21 protein-coding genes are annotated in these 18849 nt (G+C 61.1%); 11 read left to right on the top strand and 10 right to left on the bottom strand.

What is annotated here, in order from left to right:
• The first annotated feature begins 83 nt into the window (after positions 1 to 83).
• On the top strand, positions 84 to 413 hold the full coding sequence (gene sutA / locus K0P33_RS31235; protein ID WP_094948735.1) for a transcriptional regulator SutA: 330 nt from the start codon (positions 84 to 86) through the stop codon (positions 411 to 413).
• Between the two features lie 127 nt (positions 414 to 540).
• Here the strand turns inward: sutA and K0P33_RS31230 are convergent, their stop codons facing one another.
• From K0P33_RS31230 to K0P33_RS31205, 6 genes are read right to left on the bottom strand one after another with little or no spacing between them, the layout of a single operon-like run.
• Positions 541 to 1236: an HAD family hydrolase gene (locus K0P33_RS31230; protein ID WP_094948742.1), complete on the bottom strand. Its 696-nt coding sequence runs from the start codon at positions 1234 to 1236 to the stop codon at positions 541 to 543.
• Positions 1233 to 2132: a tyrosine recombinase XerC gene (gene xerC / locus K0P33_RS31225; protein WP_094948743.1), complete on the bottom strand. Its 900-nt coding sequence runs from the start codon at positions 2130 to 2132 to the stop codon at positions 1233 to 1235. Before xerC ends, K0P33_RS31230 begins: the two co-directional genes overlap by 4 nt.
• Positions 2133 to 2134: 2 nt before the next feature.
• Positions 2135 to 2851, bottom strand: a complete 717-nt coding sequence (locus tag K0P33_RS31220; RefSeq protein ID WP_094948744.1) for a DUF484 family protein — start codon at positions 2849 to 2851, stop codon at positions 2135 to 2137.
• A 13-nt stretch (positions 2852 to 2864) separates the two neighbouring features.
• Entirely contained in the window at positions 2865 to 3695 is an 831-nt protein-coding gene (gene dapF / locus K0P33_RS31215; RefSeq protein WP_094948745.1) for a diaminopimelate epimerase, read from the bottom strand.
• A 3-nt stretch (positions 3696 to 3698) separates the two neighbouring features.
• Positions 3699 to 4946: a diaminopimelate decarboxylase gene (gene lysA, locus K0P33_RS31210; protein ID WP_242153456.1), complete on the bottom strand. Its 1248-nt coding sequence runs from the start codon at positions 4944 to 4946 to the stop codon at positions 3699 to 3701.
• Positions 4947 to 4955: 9 nt separating this feature from the next.
• Positions 4956 to 5123, bottom strand: a complete 168-nt coding sequence (locus K0P33_RS31205) for a lipoprotein (protein WP_017845169.1) — start codon at positions 5121 to 5123, stop codon at positions 4956 to 4958.
• Positions 5124 to 5361: 238 nt separating this feature from the next.
• Here K0P33_RS31205 and cyaY point away from each other — a divergent pair, with 238 nt between their 5' ends.
• The 3 genes from cyaY (at position 5362) to rnk (ending at position 6457) form a co-directional block, all read left to right on the top strand.
• Entirely contained in the window at positions 5362 to 5694 is a 333-nt protein-coding gene (gene cyaY, locus K0P33_RS31200) for an iron donor protein CyaY (RefSeq protein WP_094948747.1), read from the top strand.
• A 2-nt stretch (positions 5695 to 5696) separates the two neighbouring features.
• Positions 5697 to 5915, top strand: a complete 219-nt coding sequence (locus K0P33_RS31195; RefSeq protein ID WP_094948748.1) for a DUF1289 domain-containing protein — start codon at positions 5697 to 5699, stop codon at positions 5913 to 5915.
• A gap of 131 nt (positions 5916 to 6046) precedes the next feature.
• Complete coding sequence (gene rnk, locus K0P33_RS31190; RefSeq protein WP_094948749.1) at positions 6047 to 6457, top strand: nucleoside diphosphate kinase regulator; 411 nt, start codon at positions 6047 to 6049, stop codon at positions 6455 to 6457.
• Positions 6458 to 6468: 11 nt separating this feature from the next.
• Here rnk and K0P33_RS31185 read toward each other — a convergent pair whose 3' ends face one another.
• The 3 genes from K0P33_RS31185 to K0P33_RS31175 all read right to left on the bottom strand — a co-directional run bounded on the left by K0P33_RS31185 (position 6469) and on the right by K0P33_RS31175 (position 10168).
• Positions 6469 to 9309, bottom strand: coding sequence for a class I adenylate cyclase (locus tag K0P33_RS31185; RefSeq protein ID WP_094948750.1), 2841 nt, complete (start codon positions 9307 to 9309; stop codon positions 6469 to 6471).
• 168 nt (positions 9310 to 9477) lie between these two features.
• Entirely contained in the window at positions 9478 to 9732 is a 255-nt protein-coding gene (locus K0P33_RS31180; protein WP_014720451.1) for a TIGR02647 family protein, read from the bottom strand.
• Positions 9733 to 9883: 151 nt separating this feature from the next.
• Positions 9884 to 10168: a hypothetical protein gene (locus tag K0P33_RS31175; protein ID WP_094948751.1), complete on the bottom strand. Its 285-nt coding sequence runs from the start codon at positions 10166 to 10168 to the stop codon at positions 9884 to 9886.
• Between the two features lie 125 nt (positions 10169 to 10293).
• Here K0P33_RS31175 and K0P33_RS31170 point away from each other — a divergent pair, with 125 nt between their 5' ends.
• Positions 10294 to 10953, top strand: a complete 660-nt coding sequence (locus tag K0P33_RS31170; RefSeq protein ID WP_242153453.1) for a glutathione S-transferase — start codon at positions 10294 to 10296, stop codon at positions 10951 to 10953.
• A 116-nt stretch (positions 10954 to 11069) separates the two neighbouring features.
• Here the strand turns inward: K0P33_RS31170 and argH are convergent, their stop codons facing one another.
• On the bottom strand, positions 11070 to 12464 hold the full coding sequence (gene argH, locus K0P33_RS31165; RefSeq protein ID WP_242153450.1) for an argininosuccinate lyase: 1395 nt from the start codon (positions 12462 to 12464) through the stop codon (positions 11070 to 11072).
• Positions 12465 to 12967: 503 nt separating this feature from the next.
• Here argH and K0P33_RS31160 point away from each other — a divergent pair.
• The 6 genes from K0P33_RS31160 to K0P33_RS31135 all read left to right on the top strand — a co-directional run bounded on the left by K0P33_RS31160 (position 12968) and on the right by K0P33_RS31135 (position 18700).
• Positions 12968 to 13714: a LytTR family DNA-binding domain-containing protein gene (locus K0P33_RS31160; RefSeq protein WP_094948754.1), complete on the top strand. Its 747-nt coding sequence runs from the start codon at positions 12968 to 12970 to the stop codon at positions 13712 to 13714.
• 138 nt (positions 13715 to 13852) lie between these two features.
• Positions 13853 to 14794 carry a hydroxymethylbilane synthase gene (gene hemC / locus K0P33_RS31155; RefSeq protein WP_094948755.1) on the top strand — a complete coding sequence of 314 codons (942 nt, stop codon included), beginning with the start codon at positions 13853 to 13855 and terminating at the stop codon, positions 14792 to 14794.
• Positions 14791 to 15540: a uroporphyrinogen-III synthase gene (locus K0P33_RS31150; RefSeq protein WP_094948756.1), complete on the top strand. Its 750-nt coding sequence runs from the start codon at positions 14791 to 14793 to the stop codon at positions 15538 to 15540. The genes hemC and K0P33_RS31150 overlap by 4 nt, the downstream gene beginning before the upstream one ends.
• A 39-nt stretch (positions 15541 to 15579) precedes the next feature.
• Complete coding sequence (locus K0P33_RS31145) at positions 15580 to 16695, top strand: uroporphyrinogen-III C-methyltransferase (RefSeq protein WP_242153448.1); 1116 nt, start codon at positions 15580 to 15582, stop codon at positions 16693 to 16695.
• Between the two features lie 5 nt (positions 16696 to 16700).
• Complete coding sequence (locus K0P33_RS31140) at positions 16701 to 17942, top strand: heme biosynthesis protein HemY (protein WP_094948758.1); 1242 nt, start codon at positions 16701 to 16703, stop codon at positions 17940 to 17942.
• Between the two features lie 236 nt (positions 17943 to 18178).
• Complete coding sequence (locus K0P33_RS31135; RefSeq protein WP_242153445.1) at positions 18179 to 18700, top strand: disulfide bond formation protein B; 522 nt, start codon at positions 18179 to 18181, stop codon at positions 18698 to 18700.
• The last annotated feature ends 149 nt before the right edge of the window (positions 18701 to 18849 follow it).

The raw sequence follows: 18849 nt of genomic DNA, 5'->3' as shown, positions 1-18849 counted from the left end.
GATGTGATTTTTTTCCGGCAACCTCGACAGAGGGCGAAGCTGGGCTATAACTAATCTGCTTTTCGCAAGTCATGAGGTAGAACATGAGCGACGATGATCTGGAAAACGACGAACTTGAAGTAGACGACGAGACTGACGATAGTCTTGACGCAGCAGCTGCTGAAGACGGTCCTGACGAAGGCGATGACGGTGGCGATGACGCGCCTGTCAAAGTAGCCAAAGGCAAAGCCAAGGCCGCTGTTTCGGTAGATGAGCTGCCGAGCGTTGAAGCCAAGAACAAAGAGCGCGATGCGCTGGCCCGTGCGATGGAAGAATTCCTCGCTAAAGGCGGCAAAGTGCAGGAAGTCGAGGCCAACGTGGTGGCAGACCCACCGAAGAAGCCGGATAACAAGTACGGCAGCCGACCTATCTGAGGTCAGCTCTTGCTTGTAAGAAAAAGCCCGCCGTCGCTGCGGGCTTTTTCATGGCTGTAACAAACGTGCAAGCCCGCCGCCGTTATATGTGTGAGCAGGCAAGCCAGCGCCCACATTAGGTTTTGCGTTACGTCCAGCTGTTCAGCAGCGCTGGTAACTCCGCCAAGTTACGAATCTGCGCATCCGGGCGCTTATCCGCCTCCCAAGCCTTACCCGTCGGGTTAAACCACACCGCGCGAAGCCCTGCCTGCTGCGCCCCGGCGATGTCATCGCCTGGGTGATCGCCGATATGCACCGCCTGACTGGCGTCCACACCGCCGCGTTGCAGCGCCTCTTGAAACAACCGCGCATCCGGCTTGGCAATGCCGATATCTTCGGCGCGCAGGGCAAAGTGGAAATAGTCCGCCAGGCCCACGCGCTGCACGTCAGCGTTGCCATTGGTGATCACGCCCAGTAGGAAATGCTGGCGCAGCGCCTGCAACATCGGCTCGGCTTCGGGAAATGGCGTGAGTTGGTGTCGGGCATGTATGAACGCTTCGTAGCACACGTCTGCCATTTGCGTGGCCTCAGGCTGTGGATAGCCTGCCTCTTCAAACGCATGCATCAGTACCCGATGGCGCAGGATGCTGATGCGGTGTTTGAGCTCAGGATGGCGCTCCAGTACCTGCTGGCGAAGGCTGGCGAAGTGCTCCAAGGGCAAGTCGCCGACCTTGGTGGCGTGCACCGCCAGCCACTCGCGCATCGACGCTTCGGCGCCGATGATGACCGGTACGTTGTCCCAGAGTGTGTCGTCCAGGTCGAAGGTGATCAGCTTGATACTCATGAGTCGCCGCCCTTGATGCGTTTGGCCCGTGGATGGGCGCTGTCGTACACCGTTGCCAGGTGCTGGAAGTCGAGGTGGGTGTAGATCTGCGTGGTCTTGATGTCGGAGTGGCCGAGCAGTTCTTGCACCGCGCGCAGGTCCTGGGATGATTCGAGCATGTGGCTGGCAAAAGAGTGACGCAGCATGTGTGGGTGCAGGTTCTGCCCCAGCTCACGCTCGCCCGCAGCCTTGACCCGTACTTGAATGGCCCGTGGCCCCAGGCGTCGGCCTTGCTGGCTGATAAATACGGCATCGTCCACCGGGTTGGCCAATGCCCGCAGCGGCAACCATAGTTGCAAGGCTTCCCGAGCCTTGCGGCCGACCGGCAGCACGCGGGTCTTGCTGCCCTTGCCGAGTACCTGCACCAAGCCGTCCGCCAGGTCCAGTTGGTCGAGGTTCAGGCCGGTCAGCTCCGACAGGCGCAGGCCCGAGGAATAGAACAGCTCAAGGATGGCCTGGTCGCGGTGGGCGAGGAAGTCATCCTCGACGGCGCCGTCGAGCAATTGCAGGGCGCGATCGGTGTCCAGGGTCTTGGGCAGGCGCCGTTCGCCCTTGGGCGGGGCCAAGCCGTTGGCCGGGTCGTGGTCGCACAGGCCTTCGCGGTTGAGGTAGTGATACAGGCCGCGCACCGCCGACAGCAGCCGCGACAAGCTGCGCGAGGACTGGCCTTGCTGGTGCAGCCGCGCGACCAGGCTGCGCAGGCTTTGGATATCCAAGGCCTTCCAGCTGGCGATCTGTTGTTTTTCGCAGTACGCCAGGACCTTGTTCAAGTCCCGTCGATAGGCTTCCAGCGTATGGGGCGACACCTGGCGCTCGTTGCGCAGGTGAGCGCAATAAGCGTCCAGTTGCCGTTCCATGGCTAGCGCACCGCGCGCAGGGCAGTGGTGAAGCGCGGCAATACGCGGCCCAGCACTTCGGCGATGTAGGTCAGGAACAGTGTGCCCACTGAGCTTTTGTAGTGCTGCGGGTCACGGCTGGCGATGGCCAATACGCCGTGCAGGCCTTGATGGCTGAGGGCGACCACGGCGGTGGAGCCGATCTGCTTGCGCTGTTCGGCGCCAAATAGGAAGTCCAGCTCATGCTCGCGCAAGGTGCCGCTGATGGTCTTGCCTTCCGAGAGCAGGCCGCCGATGGCGGTTTGTGCTTCGCCGCCGCTGACCCAGCGACCCACCGGCATCGCGTTGTCGCTGAACAGGATCAGGCTCACAAACGGCACCTGGAAGTCCTGGCGCAGACTGTCTTCCACGGCGATCACCGTTTCTTCCAGGCTGGTGGCGTCCATCAAGGTAAGAATCAGGCGACGGGTCTTGTCGAAAAGACGGTCGTTATCGCGGGCCACATCCATAAGGTGCGAGAGCTTGTGGCGCATTTCGATATTGCGCTCACGCAGAATTTTCATCTGCCGCTCCACCAGCGACACGGTATCGCCGCGCTGGTGAGGGATGCGCAGCGCGGGCAACAGTTCTTCGTGCTGGGTGAAGAAGTCCGGGTTAGCCTCAAGGTACGCCGCGACAGCAGCGGCCTCCAGACTTTCGCTCGGGGACGCTTCGGCGGGTACTTGAGGCTTATCGGTCATTAGATTTGCTCACTCATAGACGGACCTGTCCTTCGTATACGCGCGAGGCCGGCCCGGTCATCATCACCGGGTGGCCAGGGCCTGCCCATTCGATGGACAAACGTCCGCCGGGCAGGTCGATCAGCAGCGGCGAATCCATCCACCCCTGGCTGATCGCGGCCACGGCCGCAGCGCAAGCGCCGGTGCCGCAAGCCTGAGTTTCGCCGGCGCCGCGCTCCCACACACGCAATTGCGCGCGGGAACGGTCGATCACCTGCAGGAACCCCACATTCACCCGTGCCGGAAAGCGCGGGTGATGTTCGATTTTCGGCCCAAGCTCATGCACCGGGGCGTTATTGATGTCGTCGACGCGCAGCACGGCGTGGGGGTTGCCCATCGACACGGCGGCGATGTCCACCGTCTTGCCCTCAACGTCCAGCGCGTAGTGGGTGGCCTGCTCGGTGGCCTGGAACGGAATGTCCGCTGGCACCAGGCGTGGCGCGCCCATGTTGACGCTGATCTGGCCGTCGCTGCGAATATCCAGCTCGATGATGCCGCTCTTGGTCTCGACCCGAATCTGGCGCTTGGCGGTCAGGCGCTTGTCCAGCACAAAGCGTGCGAAGCAGCGCGCACCGTTGCCGCACTGTTCCACTTCGGAGCCGTCGGAGTTGAAGATCCGGTAACGGAAATCCACGTCCGGGTTGCTCGGCGCCTCGACGATCAGCAACTGGTCGAAGCCAATGCCGGTGTGACGGTCGCCCCACTGTTTCGCGTGTTTGGGCAGGATGTGCGCGTGTTGGCTGACCAGGTCGAGGACCATGAAGTCGTTGCCCAGCCCGTGCATCTTGGTAAAACGCAGCAGCATGGCTTACTCCGGCAGCAGGCTTTCGCCAGCATACAACTCGGCTACCGTCTCGCGGCGACGCACTTCAAACGCTTGATCACCGTCCACCAGCACCTCGGCGGCACGGCCGCGGGTGTTGTAGTTGGAACTCATGACAAACCCGTAGGCTCCGGCCGAGTGCACGGCCAGCAAGTCACCTTCTTCCAGGGCCAGCTGACGCTCCTTGGCCAGGAAGTCGCCGGTTTCGCAGATAGGGCCGACGATGTCGTAGTTACGGCCTTCGCCAGTACGTGGCTTGACGGCAGTCACATCCATCCAGGCCTGGTACAGCGCCGGGCGGATCAGGTCGTTCATCGCCGCGTCGACGATGGCGAAATCCTTGTACTCGGTGTGCTTAAGGTACTCGACCTGGGTCAGCAGCACGCTCGCGTTGGCGACGATATAACGGCCCGGCTCGAACATCAGGGTCAGGCCGCGGCCTTCGGTGCGCTCGCGCACGGCCTGGATGTAGTCTGCGATCTGCGGTGGTTCTTCATCGCGATAACGCACGCCCACACCACCACCGAGGTCGATGTGTTGCAGGTAGATGCCGCACTCGCCCAGGCGGTCGGTCAGCGCCAGCAGGCGGTCGAGCGCATCCAGGAACGGTGGCAGGGTGGTCAGTTGCGAGCCGATATGGCAGTCGACACCCAGCACTTCAAGGTTCGGCAGTTGGGCGGCGCGGATGTACACATCCTCGGCGTCGGCAATGGCGATGCCGAACTTGTTCTCTTTGAGACCGGTGGAAATGTACGGGTGGGTGCCGGCGTCAACGTCGGGGTTGACGCGCAAGGAGATCGGCGCGCGAACGCCCATTTCGGCAGCGACCACCTGCAGGCGCTCCAACTCGTCGGTGGATTCGACATTGAAGCAGTGCACGCCGACTTCGAGGGCGCGGCGCATGTCTTCGCGGCTCTTGCCGACGCCGGAGAAGACGATCTTGTCAGGCGTGCCACCAGCAGCCAATACACGCTCCAGCTCGCCACGGGAGACGATGTCGAAACCGGCGCCAAGGCGCGCCAGGACATTCAGTACACCCAGGTTGGAGTTGGCCTTGACCGCGTAGCACACCAGGTGTGGAACGCCCTTGAGCGGGTCGGTGAAGGAGCGGTATTGGGCTTCGATGTGCGCACGCGAGTACACATAAGTCGGGGTGCCAAAGCGCTGGGCAACCGCGGACAGCGCCACGCCTTCCGCGAACAGCTCGCCGTCCCGGTAGTTAAAAGCGTCCATGAGTTTCCCTTAATAGGTGTCGTGCTTGTGCGCTTTTGCCGGCTTTTGCGACGATTGCGCCTGTTCATTCGGGTCTTTGCTGTCATCGGGCAGGTACAGCGGGCCTTTTTGACCACAGGCACTAACGAGGCAAGCGACCGCGACGAGCGCAGCAAGGGACGAGATCAGGCGCTTCATGGCGAAATCCTTGAATATGCATTAATTGCGCCCGAGTATACCGACCACCCGCCAGCTTGCCTATGCGCCGCAATACCCGTCCGACGGGGGTTTGCCGAGACGGTCAGGAAGCGTCCTACCCTTGATGGGGATATTTCATTCCGCCATTCGTGATGAAATCGGTATCCTTTGCAATCGGCGGGGCTCGCCCGTATCGTGCGGCGCTTGAGCAAAACCAGACACTTTTGAGGTTGCCACAATGAGTTTGACCGAAGCCCGTTTTCACGACCTGGTGGATGCGACACAACAGGCGCTGGAAGATATTTTCGACGACAGCGGCCTGGACGTGGACCTGGAAAACTCGGCCGGCGTGCTGACCGTCAAGTTTGAAAACGGTACCCAACTGATTTTCAGCCGCCAGGAGCCGCTGCGTCAGCTGTGGTTGGCGGCACGTACCGGTGGTTTTCACTTCGACTATGACGAGGAGGAAAATCGTTGGGCGCACGACACCACCGAGGAGCTGCTGAGCGAAATGCTCGCTCGCCTCACGAAGGAACAGTCCGGCGCTGACCTGGACTTCGACGAGATCTGATCGTGACCCAGCCTGCATCCGTTCGCCCGCCGAAGCCGCTGTTCAGCAATGTCAGCCCGGCGGTGCCGTCACCTTGTATCAGTTTGTGTCGACTGGACGAGCAAAAAGTCTGCCTCGGCTGCTTCCGTCATGTGGAAGACATCCGCGAATGGCGCTCCGCCGACGATGCCCGGCGCCGGGTGATCTGCGCCGAGGCCGAGCAGCGCCGGAGCCACGTCTGAGACCGTCTTGTTTATTTGTGTCGCTGTGGTAGTGTCCGGGTACACCTCAACTCATCGAGGTCCGTGAGAACCCCGCCTTTTTCTGGCGGGGTTTTGCTTTTGTGTGCAGAAAAAAGGAGTCTGCCTGAATCATGACCGCACCTTCCATCATTCTTACCCGTCTTGACGTGCAGCGTCTGGAGCAACTGATCGACCGCGTAGGCGAGGGCTCGCCGGGCGTCGAAGCCCTGCAACGCGAACTCGATCGTGCCGAAGAACTGGTTGGCCACGATGAAGTGCCTGCAAGCGTCGTGACCATGAACTCCAGCGTGCATTGCCGTGAGCAAGGCAGCGGCAAGGACTACCACCTGACCCTGGTTTACCCCAAGGACGCGAATGCCGACGAAGGCAAGATCTCGATCCTGGCCCCAGTGGGCAGTGCGTTGCTCGGCCTGCAAGTAGGCCAGCACATCGATTGGCCGGCGCCGGGTGGCAAGACCCTCAAGCTTGAATTGCTCAGCGTTGAAGGCCAGCCCAAAGACGGCGGCGCATTCTCTCTGTAACTAGAGCCGCTTTAAACTTGTTTCAGTGCTTTGTTGAGTGACAGCTCCAACTCGGCCTTGTAGCGCAGGTACAAGTTGCTCGGGCTTTGCACATCACCGAGTAGTCCGGACAAGTCCAGGTCGGTGATGTAGCAGCGGTAGCGCTCGGGTTCCCGGCGCTGCCCGACGATTTCCTGGGCGACCACTGCAAACAGCTGGTCGCCAAACTCCAGTTCGCAAAATTCCCGCTGATTGCAGTACAGGGTGATGCCTACTTGGCCGGGCGCCGCCTTGCCGATAATTGCCTGCACGTCATAAAACGGCTTATTCGCCGGGTTCTGCGGTGACGGGCGAGGTTCGATGCCGCGTGCGCGATTACTGCCTGATGGCAACAGTTGGTAATACAAGGTTTGCACCTCGGCCAACGGCTGCTGTGTGTCCAGCGGCGAGAGTGCTTCGCGGCGATAGATGATCGACTGCAAGAAGCGCTGCAACGGCGCCAACAGGCTCTGCTCATCATGAAACGGCAAGCGTTGCCGCCAGAGCGCGTTGAATTCATCGAGTACATACAGCTCGGCGAAGCCTTCATTGACCCGGTAGAACACTTGCACGCAATCGGCCAAACCCATCGGTAGCAGCAACGCCAGGTCATGGTCTTCCAAGGCCATGGCGTCCAGGTGCAGCGGGCTGTAGCTGGCCAATTCTTCGCTGAGGTAAGCGATCAGCGCGTCCTGGGTCGGCAGTGACACATGGGTGGCCTGGCCCGGCGTCAGCTCCATCACGTGATAGTGCTGCTGTACCTGCAACAGGTAGCGGTGGTTGGACTGGCCGAGCAGCAGGTTCTGTGCGGTATCGAAGATTTCTTCCACGCGCTGGGCAATGAACTGCGCACGGTTGTGACAGAAACAGCGCACCCGCAGGCGGGGCAAATGGTCCGACGGCAATTGGTTGAGGTAGTCACGCAGGCAGTCGAGCAGCGCGTGAGGGCCGTCGTAGCGGCTCACCATCACCTCGTTCCAACTGTTGCGCGTGACCTGATCCAGGGTCAGCACCAGGTTGTCGCGCACACCGGCATAGCTCAGGGAGTCGGTGCGCTCGGTGGTCATCAGGATATTCAGGTCGCGGTGGTGCTTGAGCGGGTCGATGCCGACGTTGACCAGCAACAGCACTTCTTCCGGCACTGCCGAGCGCAACAGACGCTCCTCATCGACGCTGGTCAAGGGCAGGGCGATGGTCTGTTGCAGGCTGCCCAGCAGGTTGAACAGCTCGAATTCGGTCATGTCGCTGACGCCCGGGTGCAGCGCCAGGCGCGTGCTGCTGTCAATCACGCCATTGCGGTGGCACCAGGTGAGCATTTCCAACAGGTCGCGACTGCGCTTGATCGGCGCGAAGTGCTCCCATTCCAGCGCCGTGAGGTTGCCGTTGTACAGGCCCCAATGGTGCTGGCCCGGCTCCTTGCGATTGGGTGATTGCACCAGCGTGAGGGTGTCTTCGGCCAAATCAGGCGCGATGCCGGGGTTGATGAATTCGACCTTGCCGGCCTTGCGTTCGAACGCCGCGTACAAGCGCCGGCCCAGCACATTGAGGTCGCGCTTGTTGATCAGGCTGACGGTCTGCTCGGTGCGGGCGAACTGGGTGAGAAAGCGATAGCTGTAATTGAGCTCATTGACCAGCGCGCGGCGCTCGGAGGCGACCTGGCGCACTTTCCACTGGCTGCGGCTGTCCAGCAGGGCCAGTTGGCGCTGGTCCCAGCCCCATTCGTGGGCCAGGCGCTCCAGCAACAAGCGTTGCCAGCCGCTGGCGCGTTGGCCGGCGCTGAGCTTGCGGTTGACCTTCAGGTACAGCGCACGCCGTACCAGTTCCAGGCGTTCCGGCTCGTTGCGCGCCTTGAGGTATTCCTCAATGCGGCGGTAAACCACGATGTACGGGTCCAACTCGTCCAGGTCCACCTGGTTGGCGAACACGGCACGTTTAAAGCGCAGGCTCAAACAGTGCACGTTCGGGTGTTCGCTGGCGTAAACCTCAGTCAGCAGCAGCTTGAGCACCGATTTGTAGGGCGACTCGATGCCCTTGAACAGCTGCCATAGCCCGGCACCAATGAACTCGCCCGGTGGGATGTTGGCCAGGTGGCCGAGGTCGAGGGTTTCATCGGCGCGGATAAAACGCTTGGAGATCAGCGTGTGGGTGAACTCGGCGTAACGGGTTTCTTCGTACACCGGCACCAGCCACCAGATCGGCGTGCGCCCAGCCAGCCAGATGGCGGTGCGGTAGAACTCATCCAGCAGCAGGTAATGCTGGGTGGTGCCGCAGTCGTCGGAGCTCAGTTGCGTGTCGCGTTCACCCAGTACAAAACGCGTCGGCTCGATCAGGAAAAAGTGCGCCTCGGCCCCCATGGTCAGTGCCCAGGCTTCGAGCAGCTGGCATTTTTTGCGCAGTTCGGCGAGTTCCGCTTCGCCAAGGTCAGGCGCGTGGCACACCCACACGTCCATATCGCTCTGATCGGCCTGGGCCAGGGTGCCGAGGCTGCCCATTAGGAACAAGCCGTGGATCGGCCGGGGCGGGTTGCCATGGCGTTGCTTGTAGGAAAACGAGCGGGTCAGGCGTTGGGCTTCGGCCAGGGCTTGGGCGTCGGGTTCGAAATTCGACAGCCCAGCCGGCGTGCTGCCTGAGACATACCCCGGCAATAGCGGGTGATTGACGTGGAAAAACAGCGGCAACAGGGTCAGCACGCTTTGCTGGCGCGGCGTCAGGCCCTCGACTGCCCGGGCCATGCGGCCTTCATTGAGGCCCATGAACCGCGCACGCAGCTGGGTCAGCACCTTGCGGTCGATGCCTTCGTCCAGGTCGGGGCGGATTTCATGGGTGCGGGTCATGTCGAACTCGGTGGCTCGCAGGGCCCGACGTGGGCGGCCATGTGGGAGTTTACAGACACAAGCGTAGGAGGTTTAGAGGGAAATGGTTTTCGGCGTCAGAATTTTGTGTCGTCCACAGCAACGCCCTCGGAATCCGCAGAGGGCGGACTCCATGGGCGGTATCAGAGGTCAGGCAGCTTCTTTGGTGTTGGCGGTGGTCAGGATGGTCAACAGGGTTTGTGCCTGCTCTGCAGCGTCCCGGCCAAGGCTGGTCAGGTAGCCCCCGTCTGGCTGGTCGATAAGTCCTTTCGCATGGAGGCGCTTGGCCGCGGCGATGGCAGTGGGAGCGGCGGTCTGGTGGACTTTCAGACCTTCCTTGGTGCTGTCCAAGGGGAAGAGTACAAGGATTTCCAGTTCGGCAACCAATTCAGGGGTATACGACATAAGGACTCCAGACGTTCTAAAATTTATTAGAGGCTAGCAGGGCATAAGGTGAACGCACTTTGCCGGGCTGTCCAGTGAGAAAGTCGTGGGTCTTGATATGGCGCAGGTTTGTGGCGAGGAAGCAGGCGTCCCGGCCACAAAGGTGCTCGATTCAGTCGTTTTCCGGAGGCAATTGCGGCAGCGCCCGCAGCGCGGTTTCGTACCATTCGGTATTGAATGCGCGGTCTTCGTCCAGCATCTTGTCGATTTCCACGGCCAGCACGTGAGCCATGAGATGCAGAATCTCTTCGCGCTCGTAACCCACCAGCGTCAGCTTATTCAAGGTGGCTTTGGCGGCAGGTGGATTGTCGCTTTCGATCTGGTTTTCGATGACCTGGGTCAGCGTACTTTCGGTGAACTCTTCTTCGTCGCTGTCGATATCGGTCGGCTCGCTCATGGCAGGCTCCTCAAGGAAAGGGTGTCAGTTTACCCCCATTCAGGCAGGTGATGCTGCTGGTCAGGTGGGGCTGCACGCACTATAACTTCTGCAGCCAACCCCATACCCGGCCTGGAGGCATCGCAATGCTCAAGCTTTACGGATTTTCGGTCAGCAACTACTACAACATGGTCAAACTGGCACTGCTGGAGAAAGGCCTGCCGTTTGAAGAGGTGCCGTTTTACCCGGGCCAGACGCCAGAAGCCCTGGCCGTCAGCCCGCGCGGCAAAGTGCCGGTGCTGGGCGTCAAGCAGGGGTTTATCAACGAAACCAGCGTGATCCTCGAGTACATCGAACACACCCAGGAAGGCCCGTCGCTGCTGCCGGCCGAGCCTTTTCAGCGGGCTCAGGTGCTGGCACTGTGCCGGGAAATCGAGCTGTACATCGAATTGCCTGCCCGTGCGTGTTTCGCCGAGGCGTTCTTCGGGATGCCGGTGCCGGAGGCGGTCAAGGAAAAATCCAAGGCCGAATTGCTGTTAGGGGTCAGCTCTTTAAGCAGGCACGGCAAGTTTGCGCCGTATGTGGCGGGGGAAAATTTTACGATTGCCGATCTGTACTTTATGTACAGCGTGAACCTCGCCTGTGGTGTGGGCGAGAAGCTGTTTGGCGTGGATTTGCTGGCTGAGTTGCCGAAGGCTAAAGCGTTGCTGGAGCGCTTGCATGGCATGCCCAACGCCCAGAAAGTGGCGGCGGACAGGGAGGCGGCGATGCCGGCGTTTATGGCGATGATTGCTGCCAAGAAGTAAATTCTCGGCGCCTTTCAGGACGCTATCGCGGGTAAGCCCGCTCCCACATTCGACTGCATTCCAAAGGTGGAACTCGGTCAATGTGGGAGCTGGCTTGCCTGCGATGCTTTTAGCTTTTAGCGACTGGCGAGCAGTTCCCGGCCGCGCACGACGGCTGCCTTGACCTGCGCCGGCGCAGTGCCGCCGATGTGATTGCGCGCATTCACCGAACCTTCCAGGGTCAGCACGGCAAACACGTCCTGCTCGATCTGGTCGCTGAACTGGCGCAGTTCTTCCAGGCTCATTTCCGCCAGGTCCTTGCCGGTGTCCACGCCGTATTTCACGGCGTGGCCGACGATTTCGTGGCAGTCACGGAACGGCAGGCCGCAGCGTACAAGGTAGTCCGCCAGGTCGGTCGCGGTAGAGAACCCGCGCAAGGCCGCTTCACGCATGATCGCGTGCTTGGGCTTGATCGCCGGGATCATGTCGGCAAACGCACGCAGCGAATCACGCAGGGTGTCGGCGGCGTCGAACAGCGGCTCTTTGTCTTCCTGGTTGTCCTTGTTGTAGGCCAGCGGTTGGCCTTTCATCAAGGTCAGCAGGCCCATCAGCGCGCCGAATACGCGGCCGCTCTTGCCACGTACCAGTTCGGGCACGTCGGGGTTTTTCTTTTGCGGCATGATCGAGCTACCGGTGCAGAAGCGGTCCGGCAGCTCGATAAACTGGAATTGCGCGCTGGTCCACAGCACCAATTCTTCGGAGAACCGCGACAAGTGCATCATCGCAATGCTGGCGGCGGCGCAGAACTCGATGGCGAAGTCACGGTCGGACACGCCGTCCAGGGAGTTGCCGCCCACAGCGTCAAAACCCAGCAGCTGCGCGGTGTACTCGCGGTCGATCGGGTACGTGGTGCCGGCCAATGCGGCACTGCCCAACGGCATGCGGTTGGCGCGCTTGCGGCAATCCACCAGGCGCTCGTAGTCGCGGCTGAGCATTTCGAACCAGGCCAGCAGGTGATGGCCGAAGGTCACAGGCTGCGCAGTTTGCAGGTGGGTGAAACCGGGCATGATCGTGCCGGATTCACGCTCGGCCTGTTCCAGCAGACCTTGTTGCAGGCGGGTGATTTCGGCCAGGATCAGGTCGATTTCATCGCGCAGCCACAGGCGGATATCGGTCGCTACCTGGTCGTTACGGCTGCGACCGGTGTGCAGTTTCTTGCCGGTAACACCGATGCGATCGGTGAGGCGGGCCTCGATGTTCATGTGCACGTCTTCCAGGTCGACGCGCCAGTCGAACGTGCCGGCCTCGATCTCACCGCGAATGGTGGTCAGGCCATCGATGATGCTGTCGCGCTCGGCGTCGGTCAGCACGCCGACCTTGGCCAGCATCGTGGCGTGGGCGATCGAGCCCATGATGTCGTGGCGGTACAGGCGCTGGTCGAAGGTGACGGAGGCGGTGAAGCGCGCGACGAAGGCGTCGACGGGTTCACTGAAGCGGCCGCCCCAGGACTGGTTGGTCTTGTCGGTGCTCATGGATTCGCTCGTGATCTGCTTAAAAGAGGCGTGGAGGTGTGCCGCCGATAATAACAGGGTTGCCTGCGCAGGCGATGCTGCGGGTGGTCGGCATTTTTATTTGTGCGAAGGATGGCTAAGTGCCTTGCCGCCGAACGCATCCGGGAAGAGACTGGAGGGAGGCGTTAATTGAAACGATATTTGACGATTGAGCAATATCGTCTCAGCGAGCGTCTACAGTTGCACTGATAGAGCGTGAATGCACCAAAGTCGGGTGATGCGGTCATATCCCTGACTAGCCATTTAAAAACGGGGGTATTCGGATTGTGTATCAGCAAACCCTACGACGATGCCCGAAGGCAGCAGGTCTTGGGCGCAATTGAACAGGTCCGGGTAAATATGGGTGCCGCTGCCGGGGCACTTTTTGCCGCTCGCACTAGTCTTAGCGTGGATCGCTGTGACGCAAGTCACCGCACCTGTCTACGCTATCCTTGTGCGAGACTCACGCAGGAATCCAGCGCAATATGAATGTCCTGATCGTTGATGACGAACCCCAAGCCCGCGAGCGACTGAGCCGTCTGGTCAGTGAACTCGAGGGTTATACAGTCCTTGAACCGAGTGCCACCAACGGCGAGGAGGCGTTGACGCTGATCGACAGCCTCAAGCCGGATGTGGTCTTGCTCGATATTCGCCTGCCGGGCCTTGATGGCCTGCAAGTGGCCGCCCGCCTCAGCGAGCGAGAATCGCCGCCTGCCGTGGTGTTGTGTGCAGCTCAAGAAGAGTTTTCTGCACAGACGCTCGAAGACAGTGGTGTCAGCTTTGTCGCCAAGCCGGTGACCGCCGAAGCGCTGCTCAAGGCCCTGAAAAAAGCCGAGCGCCCTAACCGCGTGCAACTCGCCGCGCTGACCCAGCCGGCAGCCCAGAGTGGTAATGGGCCGCGCAGCCATATCAGCGCGCGGACGCGCAAAGGTATCGAGCTGATTCCACTGAACCAGGTGGTTTACTTTATTGCCGACCACAAGTACGTGACCCTGCGTCACGAGGACGGCGAAGTCTTGCTCGATGAGCCGCTCAAAGCCCTTGAGGATGAATTCGGCGACCGCTTTGTGCGCATCCACCGCAACGCGCTGGTGGCCCGCGAGCGAATAGAACGCCTGCAGCGCACGCCTCTTGGGCACTTTCAGTTATTCCTGAAAGGGCTTAACGGCGACGCCTTGATCGTCAGCCGACGCCACGTCGCGGGTGTGCGCAAGATGATGCAGCAGCTTTAGCCCAAGGCCTTTGGCGCGGTCTGCATACTTTATCCCGGTGTGATGCGGCCAGGGAGGCCCCGCACTTGCTGATTCAAATCAAAGCGTATTTGCCTGAGCTGTTATTATCTGCCGTATCTATTCAGTACGGATTGATCCATGTCCTCTCGCGAAATCCGCATCGCCACCCGTAAAAGCGCCTTGGCCTTGTGGCAGGCCGAATACGTCAAAGCCCGTCTTGAGCAGGCCCATCCGGGGCTGAAAGTATCCCTGGTGCCCATGGTCAGTCGCGGCGACAAGCTGCTGGACTCGCCATTGTCGAAGATCGGCGGCAAGGGCTTGTTCGTCAAAGAACTGGAAACCGCGCTGCTGGAAAACGAAGCCGACATCGCCGTGCATTCGATGAAAGACGTGCCGATGGACTTCCCCGAAGGCCTGGGCCTGTATTGCATCTGCGAGCGCGAAGACCCGCGCGACGCCTTTGTTTCCAACACCTACGCATCGCTGGAAGAACTGCCCCTGGGCAGCATCGTCGGCACCTCGAGCCTGCGTCGCCAGGCGCAGTTGCTGACCCGGCGCCCGGACCTGCAAATCCGTTTTCTGCGCGGCAACGTCAACACCCGCCTGGCCAAGCTGGATGCCGGTGAATATGACGCGATTATCCTCGCGGCGGCCGGTTTGATTCGCCTGGGTTTCGAAGACCGTATCACCTCGGCCATCAGCGTCGAAGACAGCTTGCCTGCGGGTGGCCAGGGCGCAGTGGGCATCGAGTGCCGCACTGCCGACAGCGAAATTCACGCCCTGCTCAAACCCCTGGATCATCAAGACACCGAAGTCCGTGTGACGGCCGAGCGCGCCCTGAACAAACACCTCAACGGTGGCTGCCAGGTGCCGATCGCCTGCTACGCCGTGCTCGAAGGCGAAAACCTTTGGTTGCGCGGCTTGGTAGGTGACCCGGCAGGTGGCACGCTGCTCACCGCCGAGGTGCGCGGGCCGCAACGCGATGCCACCGCATTGGGTATCCAGGTGGCAGAAGAGCTGCTGGAGAAGGGCGCTGGCGCCATTCTGCAGAAAGTCTACGGCGAGGCCGGCCCGCAGTGACCGACTGGCGTGTGCTGCTGACGCGGCCTGCCGAGGAGTCGTTGGCCCTGGCCGCGACGCTGTCCGACGCCGGCATTTTCAGCAGCAGCCTGCCATTGCTGGGCATCGAAGCCTTGCCGGTAACGGCTGAGCAGCAGGCGGTTTTTCGTGACCTGGGCCGTTATAACGCGGTCATTGTGGTCAGCAAACCGGCTGCGCGACTGGCCTTGCAACTGTTGGATCAGCCCTGGCCGCAGTTGCCGTGGTTCAGCGTCGGCGCGGCCACCGCGCAGGTACTGGCCAACCACGGCCTGACTGTTCACTACCCGCCAAGCGGCGACGACAGCGAGGCCTTGCTTGCATTGCCGGCCTTGCGCGAGGCTATTGCACAGCCAAATGCCCGAGTGCTGATCTTGCGTGGCGAGGGTGGACGGGGGCTGCTGGCTGAGCGTTTACGCGAGCAAGGTGCTAGTGTCGACTATCTGGAGTTGTATCGTCGTTTCCTTCCGGCTTACGACCCGGGGGCGTTGATGCAACGCATCCAGTTGGAACGCTTGAACGGCGTGGTGGTCAGCAGTGGGCAGGGTTTTTTGCACCTGCAAGCCTTGGCTGGCGAAGATTGGCCTGAGGTAGCGCAGCTGCCGTTGTTCGTGCCCAGCCCGCGGGTCTATGAAATGGCGCGGGCCGCTGGCGCAGAAAAAGTTGTGGATTGTCGCGGCGCGAGTGCCGCGGCTTTGTTAGTGGCGTTGCGCAGCTGTGCCATATAAGGCCGCCGCCCCACTCTCTGATACGCAAAGGACGGATACGTGAGCGAAACAGCCTTGCCTAAAGATGAAGCCCAACCCGCACTTGATGTGCCGGTTGAGTCACCGGTCAGCGCGCCACGCCGTGGCAATGGTCTGGCAATCGTAGCCCTGTTGCTTGGCGCCGCAGGTGTTGCCGCCGGCGGTTGGGGCATCTGGCAGGTCCGCGCCCTGCAAGCCAGCAGCCAGCAACAGCTGGGCCAGGTGCAGACCCTCGATGACCAATCCCAGGCGCTCAAGCAGAGCCAACAACAGCTGGCCGCTCGTTTGGCACAGTTGCCCGCAGCGGATGAGCTGGAGGAGCGTCGCCGTCTGGTCGCCCAGTTGCAGGGTGATCAGCAGCGCTTGAGCCAGCGCTTGGAAACCGTGCTGGGTGCCAGCCGCCAGGACTGGCGGCTGGCCGAGGCCGAGCACCTGATCCGCCTGGCCAGCTTGCGTCTTTCCGCACTTCAAGACATCAACAGTGCTCAGTCGCTAGTCCAGGGCGCCGACGAAATTCTGCGCGAGCAGAGCGACCCAGGTTCCTATGCCGCGCGTGAGCAGTTGGCCAAGAGCCTCGCCGCGCTGCGCAGCACTGAGCAGCCGGACCGCACCGGCCTGTACCTGCAACTGGCGGCACTGCGTGATCAGGTCGTGCAACTGGCGGCCATTGCCCCGCAATACCAGCTCACCGAACCGGCCTCCCAAGGGCGCCCAACCACCGATACGCAAAGCCGCTGGAGTGAATGGTGGGAGCAGATCTCTCGCTACTTCCGCATCGACTTCAACCCTGACGACAACATTCGTCCGTTGCTTGCCGGCCAGGGCCTGAACCAAGTGCGCCTGGCCCTGAGCCTGGCCCTTGAGCAAGCGCAATGGGCCGCGCTCAACGGTGAAACGGCGGTGTACAGCCGCTCCCTGGGTGAGGCGCGCAGCGTGCTGCAAGACAACTTCAACCAGGACAACCCGCAGAGCAAGGCGATGCTGGCGCGGATTACCGAGCTTGAGCCCAAGGCCGTCTCTGTGGTCACGCCGGACCTGGCTGCAAGCCTGGCCGCCGTGCAGGCCTATCTTGAACGCCGTCATCTGTCTGCCGATGAAGCCAAGGCGTCGGCGGGCACGCCGGCGACCAAGGAGTAGAGCCGATGAAGCGCTTCTATGTGATTTTGGTGCTGGCGATTGCAATCGCCCTGGCACTGGCTGTGGGTATTTCGAAACACACCGGTTACGTGCTGATTACCTACCCGCATCTGCTGCATTACGAGTCGAGCCTGTGGGCCACGCTGGTGGCGGTGTTTGCAGTGGTTCTGGTGATCTACTTGATCCGCGTGCTGCTGAGCTTGCTCACCACCTCCGGTGGCGTGGTCAACCCGTGGTCGCGGCGCAACCGGAGCCGTCGGGTACAGATCGCGATTGAACAGGGCCAGATGGACCTCGCCGAAGGCCGCTGGGCCAGCGCCGAACGCCACCTGCACCGTGCCGCCGAAGCCGAGCGTCAACCGTTGCTCTACTACCTTGGCGCAGCGCGTGCGGCCAATGAGCAGGGCCGTTATGAAGAGGCTGACGCTTTGCTGGAGCGCGCCTTGGAGCGTCAGCCCCAGGCGGAGCTGGCGGTCGCCTTGAGTCATGCGCAATTGCAGATGGACCGCGGCGACACTGAAGGTGCGCTGGTCACCCTGCAAGCGATGCACGAGCGTCATCCGCATAACCCGCAGGTGTTGCGTCAGTTGCAGCGCTTGCATCAGCAGCGGGGCGATTGGCCGTCGGTGATCCGTCTGCTGCCGGAGTTGCGCAAGGACAAGGTGCTTCCCGCCAGCGAATTAGCTGAGCTGGAGCGTCGCGCCTGGGGTGAAAACCTTGGCCTGGCGGCCCAGCGTGAAGAGCAGGGCGAGGCCGGTTTACAGTCTTTGGACCGGGCATGGGAGCAACTGACTTCCGCCCAGCGCCAGGAGCCACAACTGGTGCTGGCTTACGCTGAGCAACTGCGTCGATTGGGCGCCGATGCCAAGGCCGAGGAGGTACTGCGCGGCGCGATCAAGCGCGGTTACGACAGCCACCTGATCCGGCTTTACGGTTTGCTGCGTGGCGCAGACCCGGCTCGACAACTGAAATTTGCCGAAGGCTGGCTGAAGGACCATCCGGGTGATGCCAGCCTGCTGCTGACCCTGGGTCGCCTGTGTTTGCAAACCAGTTTGTGGGGCAAGGCCCGGGACTACTTGGAAAACAGCCTGCAGGTGCAGCGCAATCCTGAGGCATGCGCTGAGCTGGCGCGTCTGCTTGCCCAATTAGGTGACACGGAGCGTAGCAACCAATTGTTCCAAGAAGGGCTTGGCCTGTTGGACAGCCGTCTGTTGGCCGCACCATTACCCGTTCCTGCACGGGTTTGAAGTAGGAAAGAGGGTGGAGGTTGGCTCAGAAGCGTCTGAGGGCCAGCCCTCCATCACTGTGCAAATGCTGGGTCTAAAGCCCTGCGTAGTAAATTCCTACTGCTGACGGCTTGAAGTCATCCATGTTCTGGCGGCATATCCCCATGCTCTTGCGGAATTGTCTGCTCTAGCGCGTATTGAAAGGGGTCGGGCCTTTCCTCTACCGTAACGACCTATCTCTTGCGGTACGGATAACAATGTCTTTGGCCCCTTCACGCTCCTTGTTTTTCCTGGCGTTCATGGCTGGTGCGCTGACGTTGGGTGCGTCTTTTTATCTTGAGTATGGCGCGCTGCTCCGTCCGTGTTTCCTGTGCCAGATGCAACGCATCTTTCTGGCAACCTTCACGCTGATCAATTTGATGGCTGCGTTCCATAGCCCACGGCGCTCTGCGGCCTACTTTTATGCGATGGGCAGCATGGTGTGTGCATTGCTCGGCGCCATCACTGCCGTGCGGCAAGTGCTGCTACAAAATGCCGCGCCGGAGCAGGCCACCGATTGCTGGCCGAGCTTGCAGTACATGATCGAAAACCTGTCGTTATGGCAGGCCCTGCAATTGACGGTCAAAGGCACCGTTGATTGCGTGGAGATCAACTGGACACTGTTTGACTTGAGCCTTCCCGAGTGGAGCCTGTTGTTCTTCGTGGCGATGCTGATCCTGGGCATCATGCAGTTTTCACCGCTGTTATTCGGCCGCCGCTTGGGCCTTGCGACGCAGTAAAAGTAAGTCGCAGTGGGTAGGAAGGGATTAAACACTTGTATGAACTTTCTCTCCTGCGTACCTTGAAGCGATAGTCATGCGGGCATAATCTGGCCCGCACGCATTATCGAAACCGTTTGTCAGATGCGGCTTTGTCCGGCTGCCGCTTT

This window comes from Pseudomonas sp. ArH3a, from assembly GCF_022648765.1.
GTDB lineage: Bacteria > Pseudomonadota > Gammaproteobacteria > Pseudomonadales > Pseudomonadaceae > Aquipseudomonas.
This window is presented reverse-complemented; position numbering and strand designations above follow the sequence as displayed.